General features: G+C 61.4%; 19 protein-coding genes. 4 read left to right on the top strand and 15 right to left on the bottom strand.

The features are described 5' to 3' along the window. Nucleotides 1-162 precede the first annotated feature (162 nt). A complete protein-coding gene (locus J4721_RS01000) occupies nt 163-756 on the bottom strand; it encodes a riboflavin synthase (protein WP_014873999.1) in 594 nt (197 codons plus the stop codon). 245 nt (nt 757-1,001) lie between these two features. Here J4721_RS01000 and J4721_RS00995 point away from each other — a divergent pair, with 245 nt between their 5' ends. The 3 genes from J4721_RS00995 (at nt 1,002) to J4721_RS00985 (ending at nt 5,562) form a co-directional block, all read left to right on the top strand. Next, entirely contained in the window at nt 1,002-2,294 is a 1,293-nt protein-coding gene (locus tag J4721_RS00995; protein ID WP_211001903.1) for a capsule biosynthesis protein, read from the top strand. Between the two features lie 96 nt (nt 2,295-2,390). Further along, complete coding sequence (locus tag J4721_RS00990) at nt 2,391-3,527, top strand: polysaccharide biosynthesis/export family protein (RefSeq protein WP_014873997.1); 1,137 nt, start codon at nt 2,391-2,393, stop codon at nt 3,525-3,527. Between the two features lie 4 nt (nt 3,528-3,531). Then, a complete protein-coding gene (locus J4721_RS00985) occupies nt 3,532-5,562 on the top strand; it encodes a capsular polysaccharide biosynthesis protein (protein WP_211001902.1) in 2,031 nt (676 codons plus the stop codon). Nucleotides 5,563-5,607: 45 nt separating this feature from the next. Here J4721_RS00985 and ribD read toward each other — a convergent pair whose 3' ends face one another. The 5 genes from ribD to J4721_RS00960 form a co-directional block, all read right to left on the bottom strand. Beyond that, the gene (gene ribD, locus J4721_RS00980) at nt 5,608-6,726 is read right to left on the bottom strand and encodes a bifunctional diaminohydroxyphosphoribosylaminopyrimidine deaminase/5-amino-6-(5-phosphoribosylamino)uracil reductase RibD (RefSeq protein WP_371816048.1); all 1,119 of its coding nucleotides are present in this window, start codon (nt 6,724-6,726) and stop codon (nt 5,608-5,610) included. Then, entirely contained in the window at nt 6,723-7,190 is a 468-nt protein-coding gene (nrdR, locus tag J4721_RS00975) for a transcriptional regulator NrdR (protein WP_014873994.1), read from the bottom strand. The genes ribD and nrdR overlap by 4 nt, the downstream gene beginning before the upstream one ends. A 120-nt stretch (nt 7,191-7,310) precedes the next feature. Further along, the gene (locus tag J4721_RS00970) at nt 7,311-7,727 is read right to left on the bottom strand and encodes a secondary thiamine-phosphate synthase enzyme YjbQ (RefSeq protein ID WP_102854265.1); all 417 of its coding nucleotides are present in this window, start codon (nt 7,725-7,727) and stop codon (nt 7,311-7,313) included. A 40-nt stretch (nt 7,728-7,767) separates the two neighbouring features. Next, a complete protein-coding gene (locus J4721_RS00965; protein WP_211001900.1) occupies nt 7,768-8,259 on the bottom strand; it encodes a hypothetical protein in 492 nt (163 codons plus the stop codon). A 33-nt stretch (nt 8,260-8,292) separates the two neighbouring features. Next, nucleotides 8,293-8,703: a hypothetical protein gene (locus J4721_RS00960; protein WP_211001899.1), complete on the bottom strand. Its 411-nt coding sequence runs from the start codon at nt 8,701-8,703 to the stop codon at nt 8,293-8,295. A gap of 254 nt (nt 8,704-8,957) precedes the next feature. On the opposite strand from J4721_RS00960, the gene J4721_RS00955 reads away from it, so the two are divergent. Next, the gene (locus tag J4721_RS00955; RefSeq protein ID WP_014879470.1) at nt 8,958-9,632 is read left to right on the top strand and encodes an SDR family oxidoreductase; all 675 of its coding nucleotides are present in this window, start codon (nt 8,958-8,960) and stop codon (nt 9,630-9,632) included. A 107-nt stretch (nt 9,633-9,739) separates the two neighbouring features. Here J4721_RS00955 and J4721_RS00950 read toward each other — a convergent pair whose 3' ends face one another. The 9 genes from J4721_RS00950 to J4721_RS00910 form a co-directional block, all read right to left on the bottom strand. Continuing rightward, nucleotides 9,740-10,039, bottom strand: a complete 300-nt coding sequence (locus J4721_RS00950; RefSeq protein ID WP_014879469.1) for a hypothetical protein — start codon at nt 10,037-10,039, stop codon at nt 9,740-9,742. 219 nt (nt 10,040-10,258) lie between these two features. Next, nucleotides 10,259-12,247 (bottom strand): RNA polymerase sigma factor RpoD, encoded by a 1,989-nt coding sequence (gene rpoD / locus J4721_RS00945; protein WP_014873988.1) that lies wholly within the window; start codon nt 12,245-12,247, stop codon nt 10,259-10,261. Nucleotides 12,248-12,377: 130 nt separating this feature from the next. Continuing rightward, on the bottom strand, nt 12,378-14,627 hold the full coding sequence (dnaG, locus tag J4721_RS00940) for a DNA primase (protein WP_211001898.1): 2,250 nt from the start codon (nt 14,625-14,627) through the stop codon (nt 12,378-12,380). 1 nt (nt 14,628) lies between these two features. Then, nucleotides 14,629-14,967, bottom strand: coding sequence for a hypothetical protein (locus J4721_RS00935; protein WP_102874617.1), 339 nt, complete (start codon nt 14,965-14,967; stop codon nt 14,629-14,631). A gap of 38 nt (nt 14,968-15,005) precedes the next feature. After that, nucleotides 15,006-15,551, bottom strand: a complete 546-nt coding sequence (locus J4721_RS00930; protein ID WP_102874618.1) for a sarcosine oxidase subunit gamma — start codon at nt 15,549-15,551, stop codon at nt 15,006-15,008. Beyond that, nucleotides 15,544-18,465, bottom strand: coding sequence for a sarcosine oxidase subunit alpha family protein (locus tag J4721_RS00925; RefSeq protein ID WP_211001897.1), 2,922 nt, complete (start codon nt 18,463-18,465; stop codon nt 15,544-15,546). The genes J4721_RS00930 and J4721_RS00925 overlap by 8 nt, the downstream gene beginning before the upstream one ends. Beyond that, a complete protein-coding gene (locus J4721_RS00920) occupies nt 18,465-18,725 on the bottom strand; it encodes a sarcosine oxidase subunit delta (RefSeq protein WP_211001896.1) in 261 nt (86 codons plus the stop codon). The genes J4721_RS00925 and J4721_RS00920 overlap by 1 nt, the downstream gene beginning before the upstream one ends. 81 nt (nt 18,726-18,806) lie before the next feature. Continuing rightward, nucleotides 18,807-20,060 (bottom strand): sarcosine oxidase subunit beta family protein, encoded by a 1,254-nt coding sequence (locus J4721_RS00915; RefSeq protein ID WP_211001895.1) that lies wholly within the window; start codon nt 20,058-20,060, stop codon nt 18,807-18,809. A 303-nt stretch (nt 20,061-20,363) separates the two neighbouring features. Next, nucleotides 20,364-21,794, bottom strand: coding sequence for a Glu/Leu/Phe/Val dehydrogenase (locus tag J4721_RS00910; RefSeq protein ID WP_014873981.1), 1,431 nt, complete (start codon nt 21,792-21,794; stop codon nt 20,364-20,366). Nucleotides 21,795-22,020 lie beyond the last annotated feature (226 nt).

The raw sequence follows: 22,020 nt of genomic DNA, 5'->3' as shown, positions 1-22,020 counted from the left end.
CGACACTGTTGTGTAATTTTTCCAGTGACCCGCGCCGCCCCTGCGGCGCGCCTGGCCCAACGCCTTGTGTCGCATCCGTGATGCGGCGCACAAGGGGGCGGGAGCCTTAGCGGCTTTTGCTTGGCAACGGTCCGCGGGCGCGGCTTACCGCGCCGCCCGATCTCAACTCGCCTCGTGCAGCCGTGCTACATAGCGCGCAAGCGTATCTATCTCGAGGTTCACCGCATTGCCCACCGCAACATCCCCCCAGGTTGTAACCTCTTTGGTGTGCGGGATGAAATTGATACCAAAGTCACATCCTTCGACATCGTTCACCGTGAGCGAGGTGCCATTCAACGCAACCGACCCCTTCGGCGCGATGAAGCGTGCCAGATCCTCTGGTGCGCGCAGGGTGACACGGGTGCTGTCGCCCTCATCACGGATGTCAACAACCTCGGCCACACCATCGACATGTCCCGACACGATATGGCCACCCAGTTCGTCGCCAACCTTCAGCGCGCGTTCCAGATTGACACGCTTGCCAACGGTCCAGCCATTGCCGCCGATATTGGTCTTGGACACCGTCTCGGCCGAGATCTGTACATCATACCAATCGTCCCCCAGCGCGATCACGGTCAGGCAGACGCCATCGGAGGCAATCGAGGCGCCAATATCGATGCTCGCAGTGTCATAGCCGGTCCGGATCCGCGCCCGCAGGTCGCCCTGCTGCTCCAGCTCGGTGATGATGCCGATATCGGTGACGATGCCTGTAAACATGGGCGGGCTCCTGCAAATGCGGTTGTGGCCGTGTTGATCGGCCGGCGCCTCTCTGGTAGCCACTGGACCGCCGCGCGGCAAGCCCCGCTGTTGCCGGATGAACCCGCCCCGCCCTGCAATTGCCCGGAACCGATGGCCGCTCTTGCCTTGCGCCATTCCGGCGCCCTACCCTAGCCCGCAAATATGGTTAAGCCGAATTAGCGGTTAAGCCATTGTTTGTACAATCGGGATATATTTGGTCCATTATGCACAAGACCGACGATCCACAGCGCGCTTTCCTGTTCCTGCAAGGGCCACACGGTCCGTTCTTTGCCAGTCTGGCAGAGATGCTGCAGGCGGCTGGTTGTGCTGTCTGGCGCGTCGGTTTCAATGCGGGTGATCAGGCCTTCTGGCGCGATAAGTCCCGCTACCTGCCCTATCGCGGCACGCCGGAGGATTGGCCTGCACATCTCGAACAGGTGCTGGGCGATCATCAGATTACCGATTTGGTGCTTTATGGCGACACCCGTCCGATCCATGCGACAGCTGTGTCCGCTGCGCGCGCACGCGGCATCCGGGTGCATGTGTTTGAGGAAGGCTATCTGCGGCCCTATTGGGTCACCTATGAACGGGAGGGCTCCAACGGGCATTCCCGGCTGATGGACATGCCGGTGGCAGAAATGACCACGGCCCTTGCCCTTTCCGATATGGAGGCGCCACTGCCGCCGTCCCATTGGGGTGATACCCGGCAGCATGTCTTTTACGGCGCGCTCTATCATGGCTTTGTCATGCTGCTCAATCGTGGCTACCGCCAGTTCCGCCCCCATCGCACGCTGCCGGTCACCCGCGAATTTCAACTTTATCTGCGCCGCCTGCTGCTGATGCCGTTCCAGGCGCTTGAGCGTCGGCTCGCCACCCGGCGTATCCGCAATGGGGGCTTCCCCTATCACCTGGCCCTGCTGCAACTGGAACATGACAGTGCCTTTCAGGAGCATTCACCCTTTGCCAGTCTGACGGATTTCCTGACTGACGTGTTTCAAGGCTTCGCTGAGGGCGCTCCACGTCATCACCACCTCGTGGTCAAGGCGCATCCGCTTGAGGATGGTCGGGTTCCGATCCGGCGCACCGTCCGCCAGCTGGCCAAACGCTATGGGATGGAACATCGCGTGCATTACGTGCGTGGCGGCAAACTGGCTGCCCTGCTGAATGAGGCCCGCACGGCAGTTACCGTGAATTCAACCGCAGGTCAGCAGGTGCTCTGGCGCGGCATCCCGCTGAAGGTGTTCGGCAAGGCTGTCTATGACAAGCCTGAGTTTGTTTCGACCCAGCCACTGGCAAAGTTCTTCGCCGCCCCCGCAAGGCCGGACAACCGTGCCTACAAGGACTATCGCCGCTATCTTCTGGAAACCTCGCAACTCCCCGGTGGCTTCTATTCCCGTAAGGGTCGCCGCCAACTGCTACGGCAGGTGGTGGATATGATGCTCGCCTCGGAGGACCCCTATCAGGCGCTCATGCAGGGGACAGCGGCACCGCGGCAACAGTTGCGTGTGGTGAGCTGAGACGCCACATCTCTAAGGCTGGATTTTTTCAAGACGCTGCGCTAGCTTGACCCCAAAACTTGAGGCAAAACAATAATAGGTCGAGGAGACCGAGCAGTGAAAACCGTTCCCTTTCAATGGGCGCGACCGGTTGCGATTCTGGCCGCAGTCTCGCTGGCAGCATCCTGTGGCCTTCCCCAGGTCGGCCCGAACAAGCGTCAGATCTACGCCGGTTCCGTGCAAAAAGAAGGCGATGCCTTCATCGTCTCGGTCAATGACCGCGTCACCCGTGCCACCGCCGTGGTGCCCGCGCTCGGATTTTCTGACAGTTTCCGCAGCGCCGGTCAGCTGACCTCCGATGTGATCCGCCCCGGCGATGTTCTGGGCCTCACGGTCTGGGAAAACGTCGATGACGGGTTGCTGGCGGCTGAAACAACCAATGCCACGGTTCTGGAAGAGGTGCAGGTCGACAGTGCCGGCTTCATCTTCGTCCCCTATGCAGGGCGGCTGCGCGCCTCGGGCAATACACCGGATCAGTTGCGCCGCACCATCACCAAGAAGCTGGAAGATCAGACACCGGACCCACAGGTTCAGGTGCGCCGCCTTGCGGGCGATGGCGCCACTGTCAGCCTGACCGGGGCGGTAGGTGGACAGGGTGTCTATCCGATTGAACGCCCCACCCGGACGCTGGCGACCATGCTGGCCCGTGCGGGCGGCGTTGCGATTGAACCTGAAAACGCTCAGATTACCGTCATTCGTGGCGCCGAACGTGGCACCATTTGGTTCCAGGATTTGTTCAAACACCCGGAGCTGGACATTGCCCTGCGCGGCGGTGACAAAATCCTGGTGGAAGAGGACAGCCGCTCCTTCACCGCATTGGGCGCCACCAGCGCACAGGCGCGCGTCCCGTTTGAAAGCCAGAACCTCTCCGCGCTTGAAGCGATTGCGCAGGTCGGCGGTCTGGTCTCCACCGCATCGGATCCCACTGGCGTCTTTGTCTTGCGCAACGAACCCGCAGAAATCGCCAATCAGGTCTTGGGACGCAACGATCTGATCGGTGCGCAGCGGCTGGTCTATGTGCTGAACCTGACGAAACCCAACGGGCTGTTCGTGGCCCGCGACTTTGTGATCCGTGATTCAGATACGCTCTACGTCACCGAAGCGCCCTATGCCCAGTGGACCAAGACGATTTCCCTGCTGGCCAGCCCGCTGGCCCCCATCGCCAGTGTCGAAAGTTTGGCCAGCGGCGGCTGATGACATGACGGGACACCACCCGACAACCAAGGCCGGGGGCGCGCGCTCCCGGCTTTTTTATTACAACGCCGGCTTCCTGCGTCAGAAACGGCTGCAGCGTATCCTATCGCTGGCCGGGTATGACCTACGCTTGGGCAAACCAACCGCCGATGATCTGGTCGCGGTCTGGGGCAATGCAGATACCGCCCATCGTGGCCATGCTGTGGCAGAGGCGCGGGGCTGTGGCCTGTTGCGGGTCGAGGACGCTTTTCTCCGCTCAATCCATCCCGGCCGGGCGGGGGAGCCACCATTGGGGCTGTTGCTGGACCGCTCCGGGTTGCATTTTGACCCTGCTACCCCGTCCGATCTGGAGCAGCTCCTGGCCTCACATCCGCTGGATGACAGCGCATTGATGCGGCGCGCCCGGCGCGCTATCGCGCGGCTTCAGGACGCCCATCTGAGCAAATACAACGCCTATTCGCCACAGGCACCGGTCCCTGATCCCGGCTACGTTCTGGTGATCGATCAGGCCCGTGGCGATGCCTCGGTCCGCGCCTCGACCCCGTTCGAGGGCACCGATCACGCGCGGTTTCAAGAGATGCTCTATTACGCGCAGGACGAACATCCGGGCGCCCGTATCATCATCAAATCTCACCCGGAGGACCGCGCGGGCCACCGCCCGGGCTACTACAGCGCCGCAGACGCGCAGGGCCGGGTTGAAATCCTTGATACGCCAGTGTCACCCTGGGCACTGCTGGAAGGCGCAATCGCGGTCTATACCGTATCGTCGCAAATGGGATTCGAGGCGATCCTTTGCGGCCACAAACCCCGCATTTTTGGTCAGCCTTTCTATGCCGGCTGGGGCCTCAGCGAGGATGAATTCCCCATCACCCGGCGCCAACGCAGCCTGACCCGCGCGCAGCTGTTTGCAGCCGCGATGATCCTTTATCCCACATGGTACAGTCCCCATCACGACCGCCTGTGCGAGCTGGAAGAGGTGATCGACGCGCTGGAGGCGGAGACCCGCGCCTGGCAGCAGGACCGCGCCGGCTGGATCGCCTCCGGCATGCGGCTTTGGAAACGGCACCCGCTACAGACCTTTTTTGGCCGCTACCGGCGCCTGCGGTTCAGCAACAGCCCTAAGACGGCGAAGGCAAGTGGGCGCAACTGGATGATCTGGGCCGGGCGCACCAGCACCAGGCAATCTCCAGGCGCCCATCGTGTCGAAGATGGCTTTCTGCGGTCGCGCGGCTTGGGCGCGGATCTGATACCACCACTGTCACTGGTGGTGGACCGGCAGGGGATCTACTACGACCCCCACCAACCCAGCGATCTGGAGGATCTGATCGCTGCCCGTGCCACCCTGACGCCCGAGCAGCAGCAGCGTGCGGAAACCCTGACCCAGCGACTGGTGCAAGACAGCCTGTCGAAATACAACCTCGGCGGCACAGTGCCGGACCTGCCGGAGGGGCATCGGGTACTGGTCGTGGGACAGGTGGCGGATGATGCCTCGGTTCGGCTGGGTTGCGAGAAAATCGCGACCAACGCCGATCTTTTGCGCGCCGCCCGCGCTGCAAACCCGGGCGCGGTGCTGATCTACAAACCCCACCCCGATGTGGAGGCCGGTCTGCGGGATGGCAGCATCGCCGCGGAGCAGCTGGCGGATGTGGTGGTGCCCGACAGCGACCCGATGGCGCTTTTGGATATGGTACATGACGTTTGGACAATGACGTCGCTAATGGGATTTGAGGCCCTGCTACGCGGGGTGAAGGTCACAACGGTTGGCGCGCCCTTCTATGCTGGCTGGGGGCTGACCACGGATCTGGGCGCTGTCCCGGTGGCCCGACGTCGGGCACGCCCCTCGCTGATGGGGTTGGTACACGCCGCGCTGATCGACTACCCGCGCTACGTAGATCCGGTCAGCGGCCTGCCCTGTCAGGTGGAACTGGTGGTGGAGCGACTGGCCAAAGGGGACATCCCCGCACCCGGAACCGCCAACAGAACCCTTGCCAAACTTCAGGGCCTGCTAGCCACCTACGCCCACCTCTGGCGATAAGCTGCGTACGCAGAAGGTGCTCTGCCCGGTCTTGGGGCGCTGCCCCTAGCGCAGGGAACGCGTCCAGCGGTGTTGGATATCAGCTCCGACCGGACGGACATCAATCAAATCAAAGCGCGGCGCCTCGGCCAATGCGTCCAGCCCGAGGCTGCCGATTGAAGACAAGCCATCGCCGCCGATACCCAGCCCTGCGGTGAACCCGATCAGCTCATCCACCAGATCCTGCGCCAGAAGCGAGGCCGCAAGCGCACTCCCCCCCTCGCAGAAGACCCGTGTCAGCCCCGCCTGCCCCAGTTGCTGCAACACGTCGCCCGCATCCAGCTGCAGCCCATCTGCCGCGCAGGGCAGCAAGACCGCCCCCAATCCTTCCCAGGCGCGCAGGCGTTCGGCGTCGGCCCCGGCGCCGTGGCAGATCCAGACCGGAATGTCGCGCGCGCTGCGCGCCAACTGCCCCATCAACGGCAGGTCCAGATGGCGAGAGATCACCACCCGCACCGGCTGGCGTGCGACCCCCAGATCCCGCACCGTCAACGAGGGATCATCCGCCCGGGCGGTGCCGCCGCCTACCATCACCGCATCATGGCGCGCCCGCATGGCATGTACGGCCCGCCGCGCCTCCGACCCGGTGATCCATTTGCTTTCACCCACAGCGGTGGCAATGCGCCCGTCGAAACTGCTTGCCAGCTTCAGGGTGACAAAGGGGCGTCCCTGTTCGGTCTTCAGAAAGAACCCGGCATGATCCCACGCAGCCACATCGGAACAGACACCGGTGGTGACCGGGATCCCTGCGTCACGCAACATCGCAAACCCGTGGCCTGAGACACGCGGATCGCTATCCTCGATCGCCGCGACGACACGCGCCACGCCAGCATTGATCAGAGCCTGCGCGCAGGGCGGGGTCTTGCCGGTATGAGAGCAAGGTTCGAGCGAGACATAGACCGTTGCACCGCGGGCCAGGTCTCCGGCCTGCTGCAACGCCTGTGGTTCAGCATGGGGGCGACCACCCGGTTGGGTCCACCCACGGCCAACGATGCGTCCGTCGCGCACGATCACGCAGCCCACGGCCGGGTTCGGCCAGCAATTCCCCTGGCCACGCCGCCCCAGCGACAGTGCCAGCGACATGAACCTTGCGTCCTCGGGCCGCGCCCGTTCTGCGGGGCTCACTCTTCTGGCGCCACCGGCGGGCGCAGCTCGTGAACGAAGTCCTCGAAATCGTCCGCCGCCTGGAAATTCTTGTAAACACTGGCAAAACGCACATAGGCGACGGTGTCGATCCGGGCCAGCGCCTCCATCACGATCTCACCAATCTTGCTGGACTGAATATCGGTCTCACCCATGCTTTCCAGCCGCCGCACGATACCCGAAATCATCTGGTCAATGCGTTCCGGTTCGATGGGGCGCTTCTGCATGGAAATACGGATCGAACGCTCCAGCTTGTCGCGATCGAAATCTTCGCGTTTTCCGTTGGTCTTGATCACAACGAGATCACGCAGCTGCACCCGTTCATAAGTGGTAAACCGTCCGCCGCAGGCCGGGCAGAACCGGCGCCGCCGGATCGAGACATGATCCTCAGCAGGGCGCGAGTCTTTTACTTGGGTGTCGATATTTCCGCAAAACGGGCAGCGCATCAGCTGTCCCCCCTGTTCCAGTCCGCCGGTGAACGGGACGCCGCTGCGTCCTTATCCACAACTATATGGCAGCCTCTAGGGTTTGGGTAGAGGTGAATTACGACCACAAGATGCCGGGGCCTAGACCAGATGCGCGATCACCCTACGGCTGTGTGGTGCGTCGCGATGCTCGAAGAGGTAGATCCCCTGCCAGGTACCCAATGCAGGCCGCCCACCACTCACCGGGATAGACAGGCTGACCGGCAACAACGCTGCCTTGATATGGGCAGGCATGTCATCCGGCCCTTCATAGGTGTGGCGCAGATAGGCCATCGACGGATCGGAGGCCGGGGGCACCAAGCGGGACAGATAGGCAAGCAAATCACCCTGCACTTCCGGATCAGCATTTTCCTGGATCAACAGCGAACAGGAGGTGTGCTGCACGAAAAGCGTCAGCAGCCCCTGGCTGCGCCCGCTATCCTGCACCCACCGGGCGATCTGATCGGTTATCTCATACAGCCCCTGCCCACGGGTTGTGACGGTGAACTCTGCCTGCATGACCTCTGCCCTTGGTCCTGATTGCCTTGTGCCGCGCGCTTCAGTTGCGGCTGCGAAAGGGGAAAATCCAATCCTCGCATTTGCCATAGGCGGCATTGGCGCGGAATGCATATCCCGGGGTCAGGATATCGCCGGTCCAATTGCCGGTAAAGGGCGTCACCCCGGCGGCTGCCGGATCCAGTGTGAAGCGCACGGCAGAGCGCGCGCCGGTTGTGGCGCTAGCACCGATACCGTCCACGGCGTAGATCTTCGTCTGCCAGGACAGCCCCAGGGATTTGCGCACATAATCTCCTGCGGCACACCAATAGTCGGATTTGAGGGCACCGGCGCGGCCAATCACCTCAAACTGGCCGGTCCCGGCTGGCACCACCTCCAGCCTGTTGATGGCCCGAAAGGCAGAGGCAGGTGTCGACAGGGTGACCAGCACCAGCGCGGCCCCCACTATTCCCGGAATGCGCCGTCCGGCTGAGGTGGGGATGATGCGACCCGCACCTATGCCAAGGCGAGAGGTGAAACGGGAAACAAAACGCATGGGCAACCTCCTGGTCCGGGACTACTGTGCTTCTCAGAAGCGGGTAAAAGCGGTTGTGCATTGGTGGTCAGCCTGCTGAACACTGAGCCGGTCGCCGACGCGATAGGCGTTGGTCCGTTTCAGCCAGCTGTCGCCGCGCTCACTTGCGACCGGTGTTAGGGTGAAATGCACGGTGGATTTGCGGTTCACCGCCACCCCCTCACCCAGGCCACGGGCAACATAGATACCCTGCGCCCAGCCAGCACCCAACGCGCGGCGTGCGTAATCCGCAGCACCACACCAGAACGCCGAACGAACCGCGCCCTGCGGAGGGGCCACCTCGAATTGACCATCAGGCAGCGCAAAAACCCGTGCCCGGTCAGGAGTGACATGGCCCGTGGGCGCCGCATCGGCACAGGCCGAGAGCGCGAGCGTCGCTGCTAGGAGGAATGAAGGTAGTCGCATGATGCCAATCCCTGAATAACTAAAACTGCCGCAGGTCCCGACCGAATGCTTCAGTCCGACCGACCCGGCGTCGCAAAGCCTGCATGAAGGTTCTGAAGTGTGAGATAGGAGGCCACGGACAGGATTCCAGATACAGACGGACGCTGCCAGTCACAACTGATCACATTCATCGGGGTAACGCCACTTTGCCGCGCAACCAAACAGGTGATCACCGCGTTGAGCGGGCAAACAACCATCAGACAGAGGATCTTTTCATGGCTCAGAAAACCTTGTTCATCACCGGCGCCTCCAGCGGCATTGGCGCTGCAACCGCCCGCGCAGCTCATAAGGCAGGCTGGAATGTCGGGCTATTTGCCCGCTCCGAGGACAAATTGAACAGCCTTGCTGAGGAACTGGGTGACGGCGCCTTGGTCCTGCCCGGCGATGCGACGAAATTCGAAGATCAGGTCGCTGCCCTGCAACATCTTCGCGACAGTTTTGGTCAGGTGGACGCCGCTTTTGCCAATGCGGGCACCGGGCTGAACACCCCCGGCACAGAGAAGGGAGATCCGGCTGAATGGCACGATTTGGTGCATATCAACATCATGGCTCTCCTTTACACAGCCAAGGCCGCCCTCCCGCATCTGAAACGTCAGAAGGGCCACATGGTGCTGACCGGCTCCGCAGCGGGGCGAGTGCATATCCCCGGCTCGATCTACGGCGCCTCCAAATGGTTCGTCCATGGTTACGGTGGCAATCTGGCGGAGGAAATGAAGGAATGGGGTGGTCGCTGCACGGTGGTCGCGCCGGGAATGGTGGACACCGCGTTCTTTGACGAGGCCAAGCCCGACAAGTTGAAGCCCGAAGATGTGGCCGATGCCGTAGTCTTTGCGCTGGAGGCTGATCCACGCAACGCCGTGCGCGAAGTGTTCCTGATGCCTACCGGCTGACCTGACTGTCTTCCCACCGTCTTGGTCGCAAGTCATCCGGAGGGGTATCGCACCCCTTCCGGATGATTACAGCAGCACCACAGATGTCCTTGGACATAAGGCGCTGGTTAGTGGCGGCGCTCAGTGGGAAAGGGTATAATTTCAGCGGTTTGCCCTTCGGTCAGGGCCGTTGCCAGCACCTCCAGAACATCCGGATCAGCCGCCTCACCAGCCTCTTGGCCGAAGGCGGCGCAAGCACGATCCATCAGCATGGCGCGGGCAGCGGGTGCATCCAGTTCCTCAAGCAACGCCCGATCCTCGCGCATGATATCCACCAGAAATGCATTCGCTTTGGTCAGCGCGCTGAGCGATCTGAGTTTGTCATCCAACACGGTAAGTGCGTCGTTCAAATTGGAATGATGCGGCATTGGACCCCCTCCGATATCGCGAAATTAACATGTTGGTAACTTAGGTACTCGCGGGCGGAAAACAATTGTTGACCGTTAGGAATGGTTAACGAACCGACCTGTCCGACATCTCGTCAAGCGCCTCGTATTTCACTCTTCATCCAGTGCAGCCCTGTGGCACGCGCAATAAAAAAGGCGCCCCGCATGGGACGCCTGGTACTCCGATGCTATGCATCAGTGCTACTGATCCAAGAAGGAACGCAGTTTGCGCGAACGGCTCGGATGCTTCAGCTTTCTGAGCGCCTTGGCCTCGATCTGACGGATCCGTTCACGGGTTACGCTGAACTGCTGGCCAACTTCCTCCAGCGTGTGGTCGGTATTCATCCCGATACCAAACCGCATCCGCAAAACCCGTTCTTCACGCGGGGTGAGTGAGGCCAGAACCCGGGTTGTGGTTTCCTTGAGGTTTTCCTGAATGGCGCTATCCAAGGGCAGCACCGCATTCTTGTCCTCAATGAAATCGCCCAGCTGGCTGTCTTCCTCGTCCCCAATCGGGGTTTCGAGAGAGATCGGCTCCTTGGCGATCTTCATCACCTTGCGAACCTTCTCCAGCGGCATCTGCAGCTTTTCAGCCAGTTCTTCCGGCGTCGGCTCGCGGCCGATTTCATGCAGCATCTGGCGACCGGTGCGGACCAGCTTGTTGATCGTCTCGATCATGTGGACCGGAATACGGATGGTCCGCGCCTGATCCGCGATGGAGCGGGTGATCGCCTGGCGGATCCACCAGGTCGCATAGGTCGAGAACTTATAACCGCGACGGTATTCGAATTTATCCACCGCCTTCATCAGGCCGATGTTGCCTTCCTGAATGAGGTCAAGGAACTGCAGGCCCCGGTTGGTGTATTTCTTGGCGATGGAAATCACGAGACGCAGGTTTGCCTCGACCATTTCCTTCTTGGCCTGACGGGCCTCTTTTTCGCCCTTCTGAACCTGCTGCACGATGCGGCGGAATTCAGAGATATCAAGACCCACATATTGACCAACTTGCGCCATATCAGCGCGCAGTTCTTCAACCTTCTCGGTCGACCGTTCGACAAACATCTGCCAACCGCGCCCGGGCTTTTCGCCCATCTCGGCCAGCCAGTTCGGGTCCAGCTCGCGACCGCGATAGGCTTCGACAAACTCACGACGGTTAATGCGGGCCTGATCAGCCAGCTTCACCATGGAGCTGTCGATCGACATGACGCGACGGTTGATCCCATAAAGCTGATCAATCAGCGCTTCGATCCGGTTGTTGTGCAGGTGCAACTCGTTCACCAGCAGTACGATTTCAGAGCGCAGGGACTGGTAGACCTGCTCGTCACGCGCGCTGAAGGAGCCATCCTCGTTCAGGGTGGCCGAAATCCGGCTGTCCTGCATCTCGCTCAGCTGTGCATAGTCCGAGGAGATCTGCTCCAGAGTGGTCAGGACCTTGTCCTTCAGCGCCGCTTCCATCGCAGCGAGGGACATATTGGCCTGATCGTCCTCGTCGTCGTCATCGTCCTGCGCAATCGGGTTGCCGTCTGCATCCAGCTCGGGGCCGGTTTCCTTGGCGGCGGGCTTGTTCGCGGCTACGGCGGAGGTATCCACCACCGGCTCGCTCACCTCGCCATCCTCATCCAGCTGATTGCCGAATGTCGCCTCAAGGTCGATCACATCGCGTAGCAGAATGTCTTCGGACAGAAGTTCATCATGCCAGATGGTGATCGCCTGGAAGGTCAGCGGGCTCTCGCAGAGGCCTGCAATCATCGTGTTGCGACCGGCCTCAATCCGCTTGGCGATAGCGATCTCGCCCTCGCGGCTCAGCAGTTCAACGGATCCCATCTCGCGCAGATACATCCGCACGGGGTCATCGGTGCGGTCCAGCTTCTCAGCTGCCGCCCCGGCCACCGCCACTTCGCGGTTGCTCTCGGTGGTCACCAGTTCGGTCGAGCCTTTCTGCTCTTCCTCTTCGGCTTCCTCATCCTCGATGATGTTGATGCCCATTTCGGAGAGCATGGACATCACATCCTCGATCTGCTCCGAACTTACCTGATCCGGCGGCAGGACCTGATTGAGCTGATCATAGGTGATGTAGCCCTTCTCACGCGCTTCGGCGATCATCTTCTTGACCTGAGTCTGGCTCATGTCGAGAGAGATTTCGGGCTCCTGATCGTCAGGTTTGCGGTCGTCGGTATCTTTGGCGGCCATTCAATGCTCCTCGTAGGGGCTGGGGCGATTCGGTTTCGCGAATCATTATCGCGATCCGCTGATTCGTCACCCGGTTTACCCGTTTTTCTTTCGCTCTTCCTTAGCAAAACGACTCACTGCGGCGCAGCGGTCACTTCTTGGAGTAGCCAATTCGTTCCAAAAGGGCGCCGAAAGCGTCACGTTCCTCACGGTTCAGACGCGCTCCGTTCTCCCCAACATCATATTGCGCACGATCTTCATTCTCGCTGCGCACGGCCTTGTTGCGGGCTTCTGCCGCCTGCCCCAGTCGCCATGTCACGGCTTCATCTGCCAGTCCGTCCAGATCCTCTTCCGCCTCGGCCAGTTCGGCATCCAGACCGCGGCTCGCCTCCAGTTTGGCAAACTCCTCCGCCAGGGTCAGACTGGCCACTTCAACGTCACCGGGTCGCCGCAGACAGGGGCTGATTGCCACATGGCGAAGCGCAAAGAGGTTTTCAAGAGCATGTGCCCCGGCAGCCGTAGCTATTTCTTCTTTCAGCCGTTCCGGTGCATCAATGCCATGGCGCAGCACCAGATCACGCAGCAGCGCGTGATCCGATCCGATACAGGCCATGCGTTCCAGATTGACCTCATATTTGGCGACGACAGCCGGGGTGGTGATCACCGTGGCCAGAATCACCGCCTCGCGCACCCGCGCCAGTGACTCTTCGCTGCCACCGGCCAGCAGAGAGTTACGCGTGGTTTCCAGCGGCTGCGGTGGGGCGTTCTTGCCCCGCCAGGGCATCCGCGTACCATCACGAAACCCGCCGCTCTTACGCGATTTACCAGCGGCATAGCCGCCTTGTTTGCCTGAATAGCCCTGGCTACCAGATGTGTCTGGCCGACCTGCTGGCACACCAGCAGGCGCCGGCCCATTATCGTAGGGTCCGGCGTCATAACCGGGATCAAATCCCGGATCGTAGCCCGCTGTATCATACCCGGGATCATATCCGGCGTCGTAATCTGCACCGAAACCAGGATCATCTGCCGGCCTGGCCCCCGGATCAAAACCGGCATCAGGCGCGGCATCAAAGCCAAGATCCAGACCCGATCCGGCTGCCTCCTCCCGCGGGCGCCCTCCCCGAAACAGTTCCCAGCGCAGATCCTGCAAATCCTCGCCATAGTGACGGCGGATCGAAGGGTCACGGATCAGTCGGATCTTGTCGCGCAGCGCCTTGTCCAGCGCGGCCTTGCGTTCCGGGCTGTCAAACACCTTGCCTTCGGTTTCGCGCTGCCAGAGCAGCCGTACCATGGGCATCGCCTGATCCAGCACCGCTTGCACGGCCTCGCGCCCTTCGGCGCGGATCAGATCATCCGGGTCCTTGCCCTCTGGCATCAGCGCAAAGCGCAGGGATTTTCCGGCTTCCAGCAACGGCAGAGCCAGATCAATCAACCGCATCGCCGCACGCAGGCCTGCGGTGTCACCATCCAGCGCAATGATCGGCTCATCGGCGATCCGCCATAGCATCTGCAACTGGTTTTCAGTGATCGCGGTCCCCAGAGGCGCCACCGACGCCTCAAAGCCACCCTCGGCAAGCGCGATCACATCCATGTAACCTTCGGCGACCAAAAGCTGGCCAGATTTCCCCGATGCGGTGCGCGCAGGCCCGTGATTGTATAGGCTGCGCCCCTTGTCAAACAGCGCCGTCTCCGGCGAGTTCAGATATTTCGCATTGTCACGCGGATCCATTGCACGCCCGCCAAAGGCAATCGCCCGCCCCCGCGCATCGCGGATGGGAAACATGATCCGGTTACGGAACGTATCGTAGGGTTTGCCCCCTTTGTTGGACGGTTTGGCAAGGCCCGCCCCCATGATCAGCTCTTCCGGCACCCCTTTGCCACGCAACGCATCCCAGAGATTCTGCCACCCTTCCGGTGCGAAGCCGATCTCCCAGCGTTCCAGCGCCGGGCCGCTCAGCCCACGCCGCGCCAGATAGCTGCGCGCGCCTTCCCCGGCCCGCGTGTTGAGTTGCAGGCGAAAAAACCGCACGGCCTGCTCCATGACCTCGGCCAGCTGGGCCCGGTGATCCTGTTTCTGCTGCGCTCTCGGATCACGGGCGGGCATCTCCATCCCCGCCTCCTGCGCCAGAATCTGCACCGCCTCCATAAACCCGACGTTTTCGGTTTCCTGCACAAATTTCAGCGCGTCCCCTTTGGCGTGGCAGCCAAAGCAGTAGTAGAAGCCTTTGCGGTCATCGACGTGAAAGCTGGCGGATTTCTCATGGTGAAACGGGCAAGGTGCCCACATGTCGCCCTTGCCCTGGTTCGATTTGCGCTGATCCCACATGACCTTGCGCCCGACAACCTGCGTGAGGCTGACGCGGGTGCGCAATTCGTCAAGGAAACCGGGGGGAAGCGACATCTCAGTTGCTCTGCAGCTGCTTTTTCATCTTCTGGATCTGATCCCAGTTCTCCAGGCACTGCTGTTCCATCAATGCCCCGAGATCCGTATCGCGCAGGTCACGTTTGCGCAGGCTGTAGACATGGGCCGTCAGCTGCGGAATGGCCTTGCTGTACTGGTCAGGCCAGCTGGGGTTGCTGGCCAGAATCGTCTGGCCGACGTCCGCCTGCTTCACCCGGTCCAGCCGCGCCTGTTGCACCGCCGCCATGACCTGCCCTTGATACTTGCAGCTTTTTTCTTTCTTTTCAGCCGCATAGACTGGCGTTGCCAGCAATGCCGCGACAAGGGCAAGACGGATCATACAGATGACTCCCGGAATCAGTTGGTGATCCAGAGAGATTACCCCCGTGCCGCGACAGCTTCCATCGCTGTTTTCAGATCATCCACAAGTGTCTCCGCCATGGACCGGAACACCATGATCTGCAGGGTCTTTGGCCCCAGCCGCGTGATGGACGCCGCCATGTGTTTCAACTCACAGCGAGCTGTGTGGCCGCGTTTGAACACACTTGGCCGCAGATCCACCGGGCACAGCCGCGCCAGCACCGCATCTCCCTGCGCCCCCTCCAGCCGGACCACCGCCCAACCATCGCTCTGATCGGTAAGCGCTGCATGCTCTGCCAGCGCAGGATCCGGGCGGGTCCCGCTCAGCAGTGCCATCTCGCGGCCGAACCAGATAATCCGCGCGCCCGCTTTGGCATGGCTGCGGTTCGGCGTCGGCCAGCGCAGCCCGTGGGCTGCCTCCAGGGCAGCCGACAGCGCAGCAACCTGCCCCGCATAGGGCGCCAGCGTCGTCATCCCTTCACCCGGCGCTTCCGTCAACGACAGCTCCCCGACCTCCAGGGGCAGCAGCCCGGCACAGGGGGTTTTTACACTCAACTCAACCACGGGCACGCTCCCCTTCCGGGTCAAAGAACACTGGCTCCACAATCTCGCAAAGCGTATCCAGACCCGCGGTGTGATCCACCATGCGAATGGGATCACCAATCCGGTCCGGGCCAGCCTTGATCAGCGCCAGACCAATCATATGACCCAGCGTCGGCGCATAGCAGACGGAGGTCACATAGCCCTGATCATGGGCGCGCTCGACCGGGTCCTGCGGATCAAAAAGATGCGCGCCCGCTGTCAACTGCTGCACGGCACCGATCGGTTTGATCCCCACAAGCCGCATCCGATCCCTGGCCGTCAGCCCCTCGCGCTGTGCCAATTCGCGACCCACACAAGGCTTGCCAGACGCCAGCATGCCGCCAAAGCCCAGATCATGCAGCGTGGCCGTGCCGTTGATCTCCGCATGGGTCAGAAACCCTTTCTCAATCCGCAAGACGTTCAGGGCTTCCAACCCGTAGGCCCCACCGCCCAGCCCCTCGGCCCGGCGCAGCAACTCGCCAAACAGGCTCTCACCGTAGCGCGCCGGTACCGCCAGTTCATAAGCTTCCTCACCGGAGAATGAGATCCGAAACAGCCGCGCGGAGATCTCGCCCAGCGCGATCTCACCACAGGCCATGAACGGCCAATCAGCGGGTTCAAAGGCCGTGCCCAGCAGATCCTGCAACAGCGCGCGCGCCTTAGGGCCTGCGACGGAAAACTGCGCCCATTGCTCGGTGACCGAATTGATCCGCACATCCCAATCCGGGTGCAACGCCTGCGTCACGAACTCCAGATGCGCCATTACCTGCCCGGCAGCGGCGGTTGTTGTGGTCATCACATAGTGGTTCGGCGCAAGACAGGCCGTTGTGCCGTCATCCATGACAAATCCATCTTCGCGCAGCATCAGACCATAGCGCACCCGACCGGGTTTCAGCTTGGCAAAACCATTGGCATAAACAAAGTCCAGCAGCCGCGCCGCATCCGGCCCCTGAATATCAATCTTGCCGAGGGTGGAGACATCCGCGACCCCCACCGCATTGCGCACATACCCAACCTCGCGGTCACAGGACTGCCGCCAATGGGTCTCGTCGGGTTTGGGAAAATAGCTGGCCCGATACCAAAGCCCAACCTCCATCATATGGGCGCCCATATCCTCCGCCAGCCGATGCGACGTCAGCAACCGCCGGGGCGCAAAGCCCTGATCCTCTGCCCCTGCCCCCATCACGCCAATCGGCACTGGCACATAGGGCGGGCGAAAGGTGGTGGTGCCGGTCTCTGGGATACTGCGCCCCGTGGCCTCCGCCAGAACCGCCAGCGCCACCACATTTGAGCTTTTTCCCTGATCCGTGGCCATACCTTGGGTCGTGTAGCGTTTCATATGCTCAACCGAGCGAAAGTTCTCACGCCCAGCCTGACAGATGTCCTTGACCGTGACATCATTCTGAAAATCAACCCAGGCGCGCCCCCGCCCCGGCACCGACCACAGCGGGGAAATGCGATATTCCGCCTGCTCGGCCTCAGGCAGCTCTGCCGCAACAGCCCGCTTGCCCAATGCCTCTAATGCTCGCGCGCCGGCCTCTGCCCCATCTTGCAAAGCGGCTGTGGTGGTGAAGCGCCCGCGACAGGCCCCCACGGCCTCCAGCCCAGGAACCGCGCCGTCCTGCGGCACAAAACACGCAAGGTCCCGCCGCCAGCGGGGCCGTCCGTTCAGATGGCAGGTCAGATGCAGCGTCGGGTTCCAACCACCGGACATGGCCAGACAGTCCGTCTGCAATTTCTCCTCTCCCGATACCGATCGCAGGGTCAGGCTCTCCAACCGTTGGCGGCCAGAGGCATTGCAGACCTGCGCCCCCCGGATCACCCGAAAAGCATCACTCTGTGGTGCGTCATGGCGGCTGTCGATCACCGCTGCAACATGCACCCCGGCCGCAACAAGATCCCGCGCGGTGCGGTGGGCATCATCGTTGTTGGCAAACACGGTCACCCCTTCCCCCGGCGCCACCCCCCAACGATTGAGGTAACTGCGCACAGCCCCGGCCATCATGATCCCCGGCCGGTCATTATTGGCAAAGGCCACGGGGCGCTCCAACGCGCCTGCGGCAAGGATCGCGCGTTTCGCAACCAGCCGCCAGAAACAAGCGCGCGCGGGTTTGCCGCTACCGGCAGGTATTGTCTCAAGCGCGCCGTAGGTTCCCTGATCGTAAACACCTGTCACGCTCGTGCGCGCCATACGGCGCACATTGTCCAGACTGTCCAGCTCTGCCAGCGTGGCCGCAACCCACTGCTGCGCCGGGTTTCCATTGATGGTCTCTTGTTCGCTGAGCAATCGACCGCCGGGCTGGCTATCCTCGTCGCACAGGATCACATCCGCCCCGCCCCGCGCCGCCGTAAGTGCCGCCATCAGCCCCGCAGGCCCGGCGCCGATCACCAAGAGATCGCAGAACCCATAGGCCTTTTCATAGATCCCATCATCCGGCGCGCCAGACAATGCGCCAAGCCCCGCCGCACGGCGAATGACCGGCTCATAAATCTTTTCCCAGAACGCTGCAGGCCACATAAAGGTCTTGTAGTAAAACCCCGCGCCCAGAAACGGTGCGGCCAGATCGTTCACCGCCATCACGTCAAAACCAACCGACGGCCAGCAATTCTGACTGCGCGCCGCCAGTCCTTCATACAAGGGCAGCGTTGTCGCCCTCAGATTGGGCTCCTGTGCTGCCCCCTCTCCCAAGGTGACCAACGCGTTGGGTTCTTCACTGCCAGCAGTCAGGATGCCGCGTGGGCGGTGATATTTGAACGACCGCCCCACCAGATGAATGTCATTGGCCAGCAGGGCTGCCGCCAGCGGCTCCCCTTCCCGCCCCGTCAGGGCGCGCCCATTGAAGGAAAAGCCGACCTCGCGCGTATCGGACATCCCCGCCCATCCTGCGATCCGCATCACAGATCCTCCTGTGCAGATGCCAGCTGCACCGCGAACATCTCGTGGCTGGACGTGTCGCGCCGCACCCGGATCCAGCTGCCGCAGCCTTGCTGGTGATACCACCATTCCTCAACCGGACCGGCGGGATTGTCCCGCAAATGGACATGGGCATGCCACGCCTCAAGGCTGCCGCCCTCTGTAGGTGCCTCAAGCGCGGCACCCCGGTAATAGAACTCGCGCCGATCGCGCTCACCACATAGGGGGCAGGTAATCCTCATGGCCGACGCCCTTTCACCTTTCCAAATATACTCATATCCACCGCTGCGGCAATCGCAGGCGCAAATTCGGCACTGCAGGGATCAATGCAGATTATGCTGCGCACCGGTCGCCTCCTCATCCATCAGGCCATGGCCAGTTTCGAACCGCTCCAGCCGGAATGCCGCCGCGGCCTCATGTGGACGGTCCGTGGCGATCAGATGGGCATAACACTGCCCAGAGGCCGGCGTTGCCTTGAACCCGCCATAGCACCAGCCCGCATTGAGATAGAGCCCCTCAATCGATGTCCGGTCTATGATGGGCGAGCCATCCGGAGTCATATCCATAATGCCGCCCCAGCTGCGCAACAGCCGTGCCTTGCCGATGGCGGGCAGCATCGCCATACAAGCCTCCATTGTGTGTTCCACCATCGGCAGGTTCCCCCGCGCCGCATAAGAAGCGTAGAGATCAAGGTAGCTGCCAAAGACCAAACCACCCTTGTCCGACTGGCTGATATACAAATGCCCCTCTGCAAAGGTGATGACATGATCAATGATCGGCTTCAGCCCTTCTGAAACAAACGCCTGCAAAACATGGCTCTCAATCGGCAGGGTCAGACCAGCCATGGCCGCCACCTGACTGGACCGCCCGGCGGCGGCCATCGCCACCTTGCCCGCGCGGATCAGACCACGGGAGGTCTCAACCCCGATGACCTTGCCACCCTCAGTCCGAATGCCGGTCACCTCACAGTTCTGCAGGATATCAACACCGCGCTGATCCGCCCCCCGTGCAAACCCCCAGGCCACCGCATCATGGCGCGCCGTGCCCGCCCGGCGCTGTAGTAGCGCCCCCTGAATAGGAAAACGGTTGTTGTCATAGTTCAGCAGCGGCGCCATCTCGCGCAGTTGGTCGCGGGACAGGATCTCGGCATCATCACCCTGATTGATGATCGAATTCGCCCGCCGCACTGCACTGTCACGCTGTGCATCATTGTGAAAAACGTTCAAAATCCCGCGCTGCGACATCATCGCGTTGTAATTCAGATCCTGTTCCAGCCCCTCCCACAGCTTCAGGGAATGGGAGTAGAACTCAGAGTTGCCCGGCAAATAATAATTCGCCCGAACGATGGTGGTGTTGCGCCCCACATTGCCGCCGCCGATATAGCCACGCTCCAGCACGGCGATATTGGTCATGCCGTGATCCCTGGCTAAATAATAGGCGGTCGCCAGCCCATGACCACCGCCGCCGATGATCACCGCATCATATTCGGGTTTCGGATCCGGGTCGCGCCAATGGCCCTGCCAGCCCCGATTGCCCGTCAGCCCTTCGCGCAGCACACGCCAGCCAGAAAATCGCATCCCCGCCCCCTTGGTCTTTTACCCGGCGATCAGACGCGGGCCTTTGCCCGACCAACTGCCTTGGTGTCGTCGCGTGCCAGTCTGACCGGAACGCCACTGGGATACCAGCCCCGTGCAGATCAGTCGCCCGTTATCAGCAGCACATTCAGGACACATATGTCCAGTACTGAAAGCGACGCAGACCGCCAGCACCGGGTCGCGTTCACCCCAAAATCACACGCATAGGCTACTAAAACGAAAAAAGAGGCGGGACATGCCGCCTCTTTTCTTATGTATGATCCAAAAGAGCTGCCTTGAATAAGGTCAAAGCCCCTTGGCGCGGTAGCTTTTGGCAACCTTGTCAATGGACACCAGATAAGCGGCTGTACGCAGATCAGTCACGTCATTGCGGCCGTGCCAGACCTCCCGCATCGACTGATAGGCCGTGCGCATGGTGTCATCCAGACCGGAGCGCACCAGCTCCAGCTCATCAGCGCCTCGCAGGTAGCGTTCGGTGAACTTGGGGTTCAGCGTCCAGGTCTTGCCCAGGCTTTCAGACAGGGCCTCCAGCTCATCCACAACCAGCTGATGACGCGCCTCTTCCTGGCGGCGTTGCATCCGGCCAAAGCGGATGTGGCTGAGGTTTTTGACCCACTCAAAGTAGGAGACCGTCACACCGCCCGCGTTGGCGTACATGTCGGGAATGATTACAGTCCCTTTGTCGCGCAGTATCTCATCCGCGCCCGCAGTGACGGGGCCATTTGCCGCCTCAATGATCAGGCGCGCTTTGATGTTGGCTGCATTGGTGAGGTTGATCACCCCCTCCAGAGCCGCCGGGATCAGGATATCGCAATCCTCTTCCAACAGCAGCGCGCCATTTTCAACATACCGCGCATCCGGATAGCCCGTCACGCCGCCGTTGTTGGCGATCCACTGGAACACCGCTTCGATATCGAGACCTTTTTCGTCGATCAGACCACCGTCGCGCTCGATCACAGCGGTGATCTTGGCGCCGTCTTCCGACATCAGGAATTTGGCCGCGTGGTAGCCCACGTTGCCGAGGCCCTGAACGATGACGCGCTTGCCGTCCAGTTTGCCGTCCATATTGGCAGCCGCGACATCCTCCGGGTTGCGGAAGAATTCGCGCAGAGCATACTGCACGCCGCGACCCGTCGCCTCGACCCGGCCAGCGATACCGCCCGCGTTCAGCGGTTTGCCGGTGACACAGGCCTTGGCGTTGATATCCGTGGTGTTCATCCGCGCATATTGGTCTGCAATCCACGCCATCTCGCGTTCGCCAGTGCCCATATCGGGGGCTGGAACGTTCTGGGATGGGTTGATCAGGTCGCGTTTGGCCAGTTCATAGGCAAAACGGCGTGTGATCAGCTCCAGCTCGTGCTCTTCGTACTGGCGCGGGTCAATGCACAACCCGCCCTTGGAGCCACCAAACGGCGCCTCGACCAGCGCACATTTATAGGTCATCAGCGCCGCCAGCGCCTCAACCTCATCCTGATTCACGCCCATCGCATAGCGGATGCCGCCCTTCACAGGCTCCATATGTTCGGAATGCACCGAACGATACCCGGTGAAGGTCTGAATCCCCCCACGCAGGCGCACGCCAAAGCGCACGGTATAGGTCGCGTTGCAAACCCTGATCTTCTCTTCCAGACCCGGTGGCAGGTCCATCAGGGACACCGCCCTGTTGAACATCAGGTCCACACTCTGGCGAAAACTGGGTTCTGTTGCACTGCTCATCGGCTGTACTCCGTGCTTCTGCGTCGACTCAGTGAGATAGTGTCCGGACACTATGACTCTTGGATTAAGAAGGTGCGACCTTTTTGACCATTCCCGAGCAAAAAGAATCAATATTAGGCAAATTGAGGGCATGCGGTATTTGACTGAGTCGCCACGTTTGGCAGGTCGCTTCCGATTTGTTGACGCGCACTGAACAACCCGCGCGCGCACGCCACATTACCGTTAA

Origin of the sequence: Phaeobacter sp. HS011 (assembly GCF_018101215.1) — a bacterium.
Taxonomy (GTDB): Bacteria; Pseudomonadota; Alphaproteobacteria; order Rhodobacterales; family Rhodobacteraceae; genus Phaeobacter; species Phaeobacter inhibens.
Note: the sequence above shows the minus strand (reverse complement) of the source record. Positions and strands in the feature narration are given on the sequence as shown.

Coding starts and splice junctions, on each gene's coding strand:
- J4721_RS01000 (WP_014873999.1), bottom strand. CDS start 756: ATGTTTACAGGCATCGTCACCGATATCGGCATCATCACCGAGCTGGAG.
- J4721_RS00995 (WP_211001903.1), top strand. CDS start 1,002: ATGCACAAGACCGACGATCCACAGCGCGCTTTCCTGTTCCTGCAAGGG.
- J4721_RS00985 (WP_211001902.1), top strand. CDS start 3,532: ATGACGGGACACCACCCGACAACCAAGGCCGGGGGCGCGCGCTCCCGG.
- nrdR (WP_014873994.1), bottom strand. CDS start 7,190: ATGCGCTGCCCGTTTTGCGGAAATATCGACACCCAAGTAAAAGACTCG.
- J4721_RS00970 (WP_102854265.1), bottom strand. CDS start 7,727: ATGCAGGCAGAGTTCACCGTCACAACCCGTGGGCAGGGGCTGTATGAG.
- J4721_RS00965 (WP_211001900.1), bottom strand. CDS start 8,259: ATGCGTTTTGTTTCCCGTTTCACCTCTCGCCTTGGCATAGGTGCGGGT.
- J4721_RS00960 (WP_211001899.1), bottom strand. CDS start 8,703: ATGCGACTACCTTCATTCCTCCTAGCAGCGACGCTCGCGCTCTCGGCC.
- J4721_RS00955 (WP_014879470.1), top strand. CDS start 8,958: ATGGCTCAGAAAACCTTGTTCATCACCGGCGCCTCCAGCGGCATTGGC.
- J4721_RS00950 (WP_014879469.1), bottom strand. CDS start 10,039: ATGCCGCATCATTCCAATTTGAACGACGCACTTACCGTGTTGGATGAC.
- rpoD (WP_014873988.1), bottom strand. CDS start 12,247: ATGGCCGCCAAAGATACCGACGACCGCAAACCTGACGATCAGGAGCCC.
- dnaG (WP_211001898.1), bottom strand. CDS start 14,627: ATGTCGCTTCCCCCCGGTTTCCTTGACGAATTGCGCACCCGCGTCAGC.
- J4721_RS00935 (WP_102874617.1), bottom strand. CDS start 14,967: ATGATCCGTCTTGCCCTTGTCGCGGCATTGCTGGCAACGCCAGTCTAT.
- J4721_RS00925 (WP_211001897.1), bottom strand. CDS start 18,465: ATGCGGATCGCAGGATGGGCGGGGATGTCCGATACGCGCGAGGTCGGC.
- J4721_RS00920 (WP_211001896.1), bottom strand. CDS start 18,725: ATGAGGATTACCTGCCCCCTATGTGGTGAGCGCGATCGGCGCGAGTTC.
- J4721_RS00915 (WP_211001895.1), bottom strand. CDS start 20,060: ATGCGATTTTCTGGCTGGCGTGTGCTGCGCGAAGGGCTGACGGGCAAT.
- J4721_RS00910 (WP_014873981.1), bottom strand. CDS start 21,794: ATGAGCAGTGCAACAGAACCCAGTTTTCGCCAGAGTGTGGACCTGATG.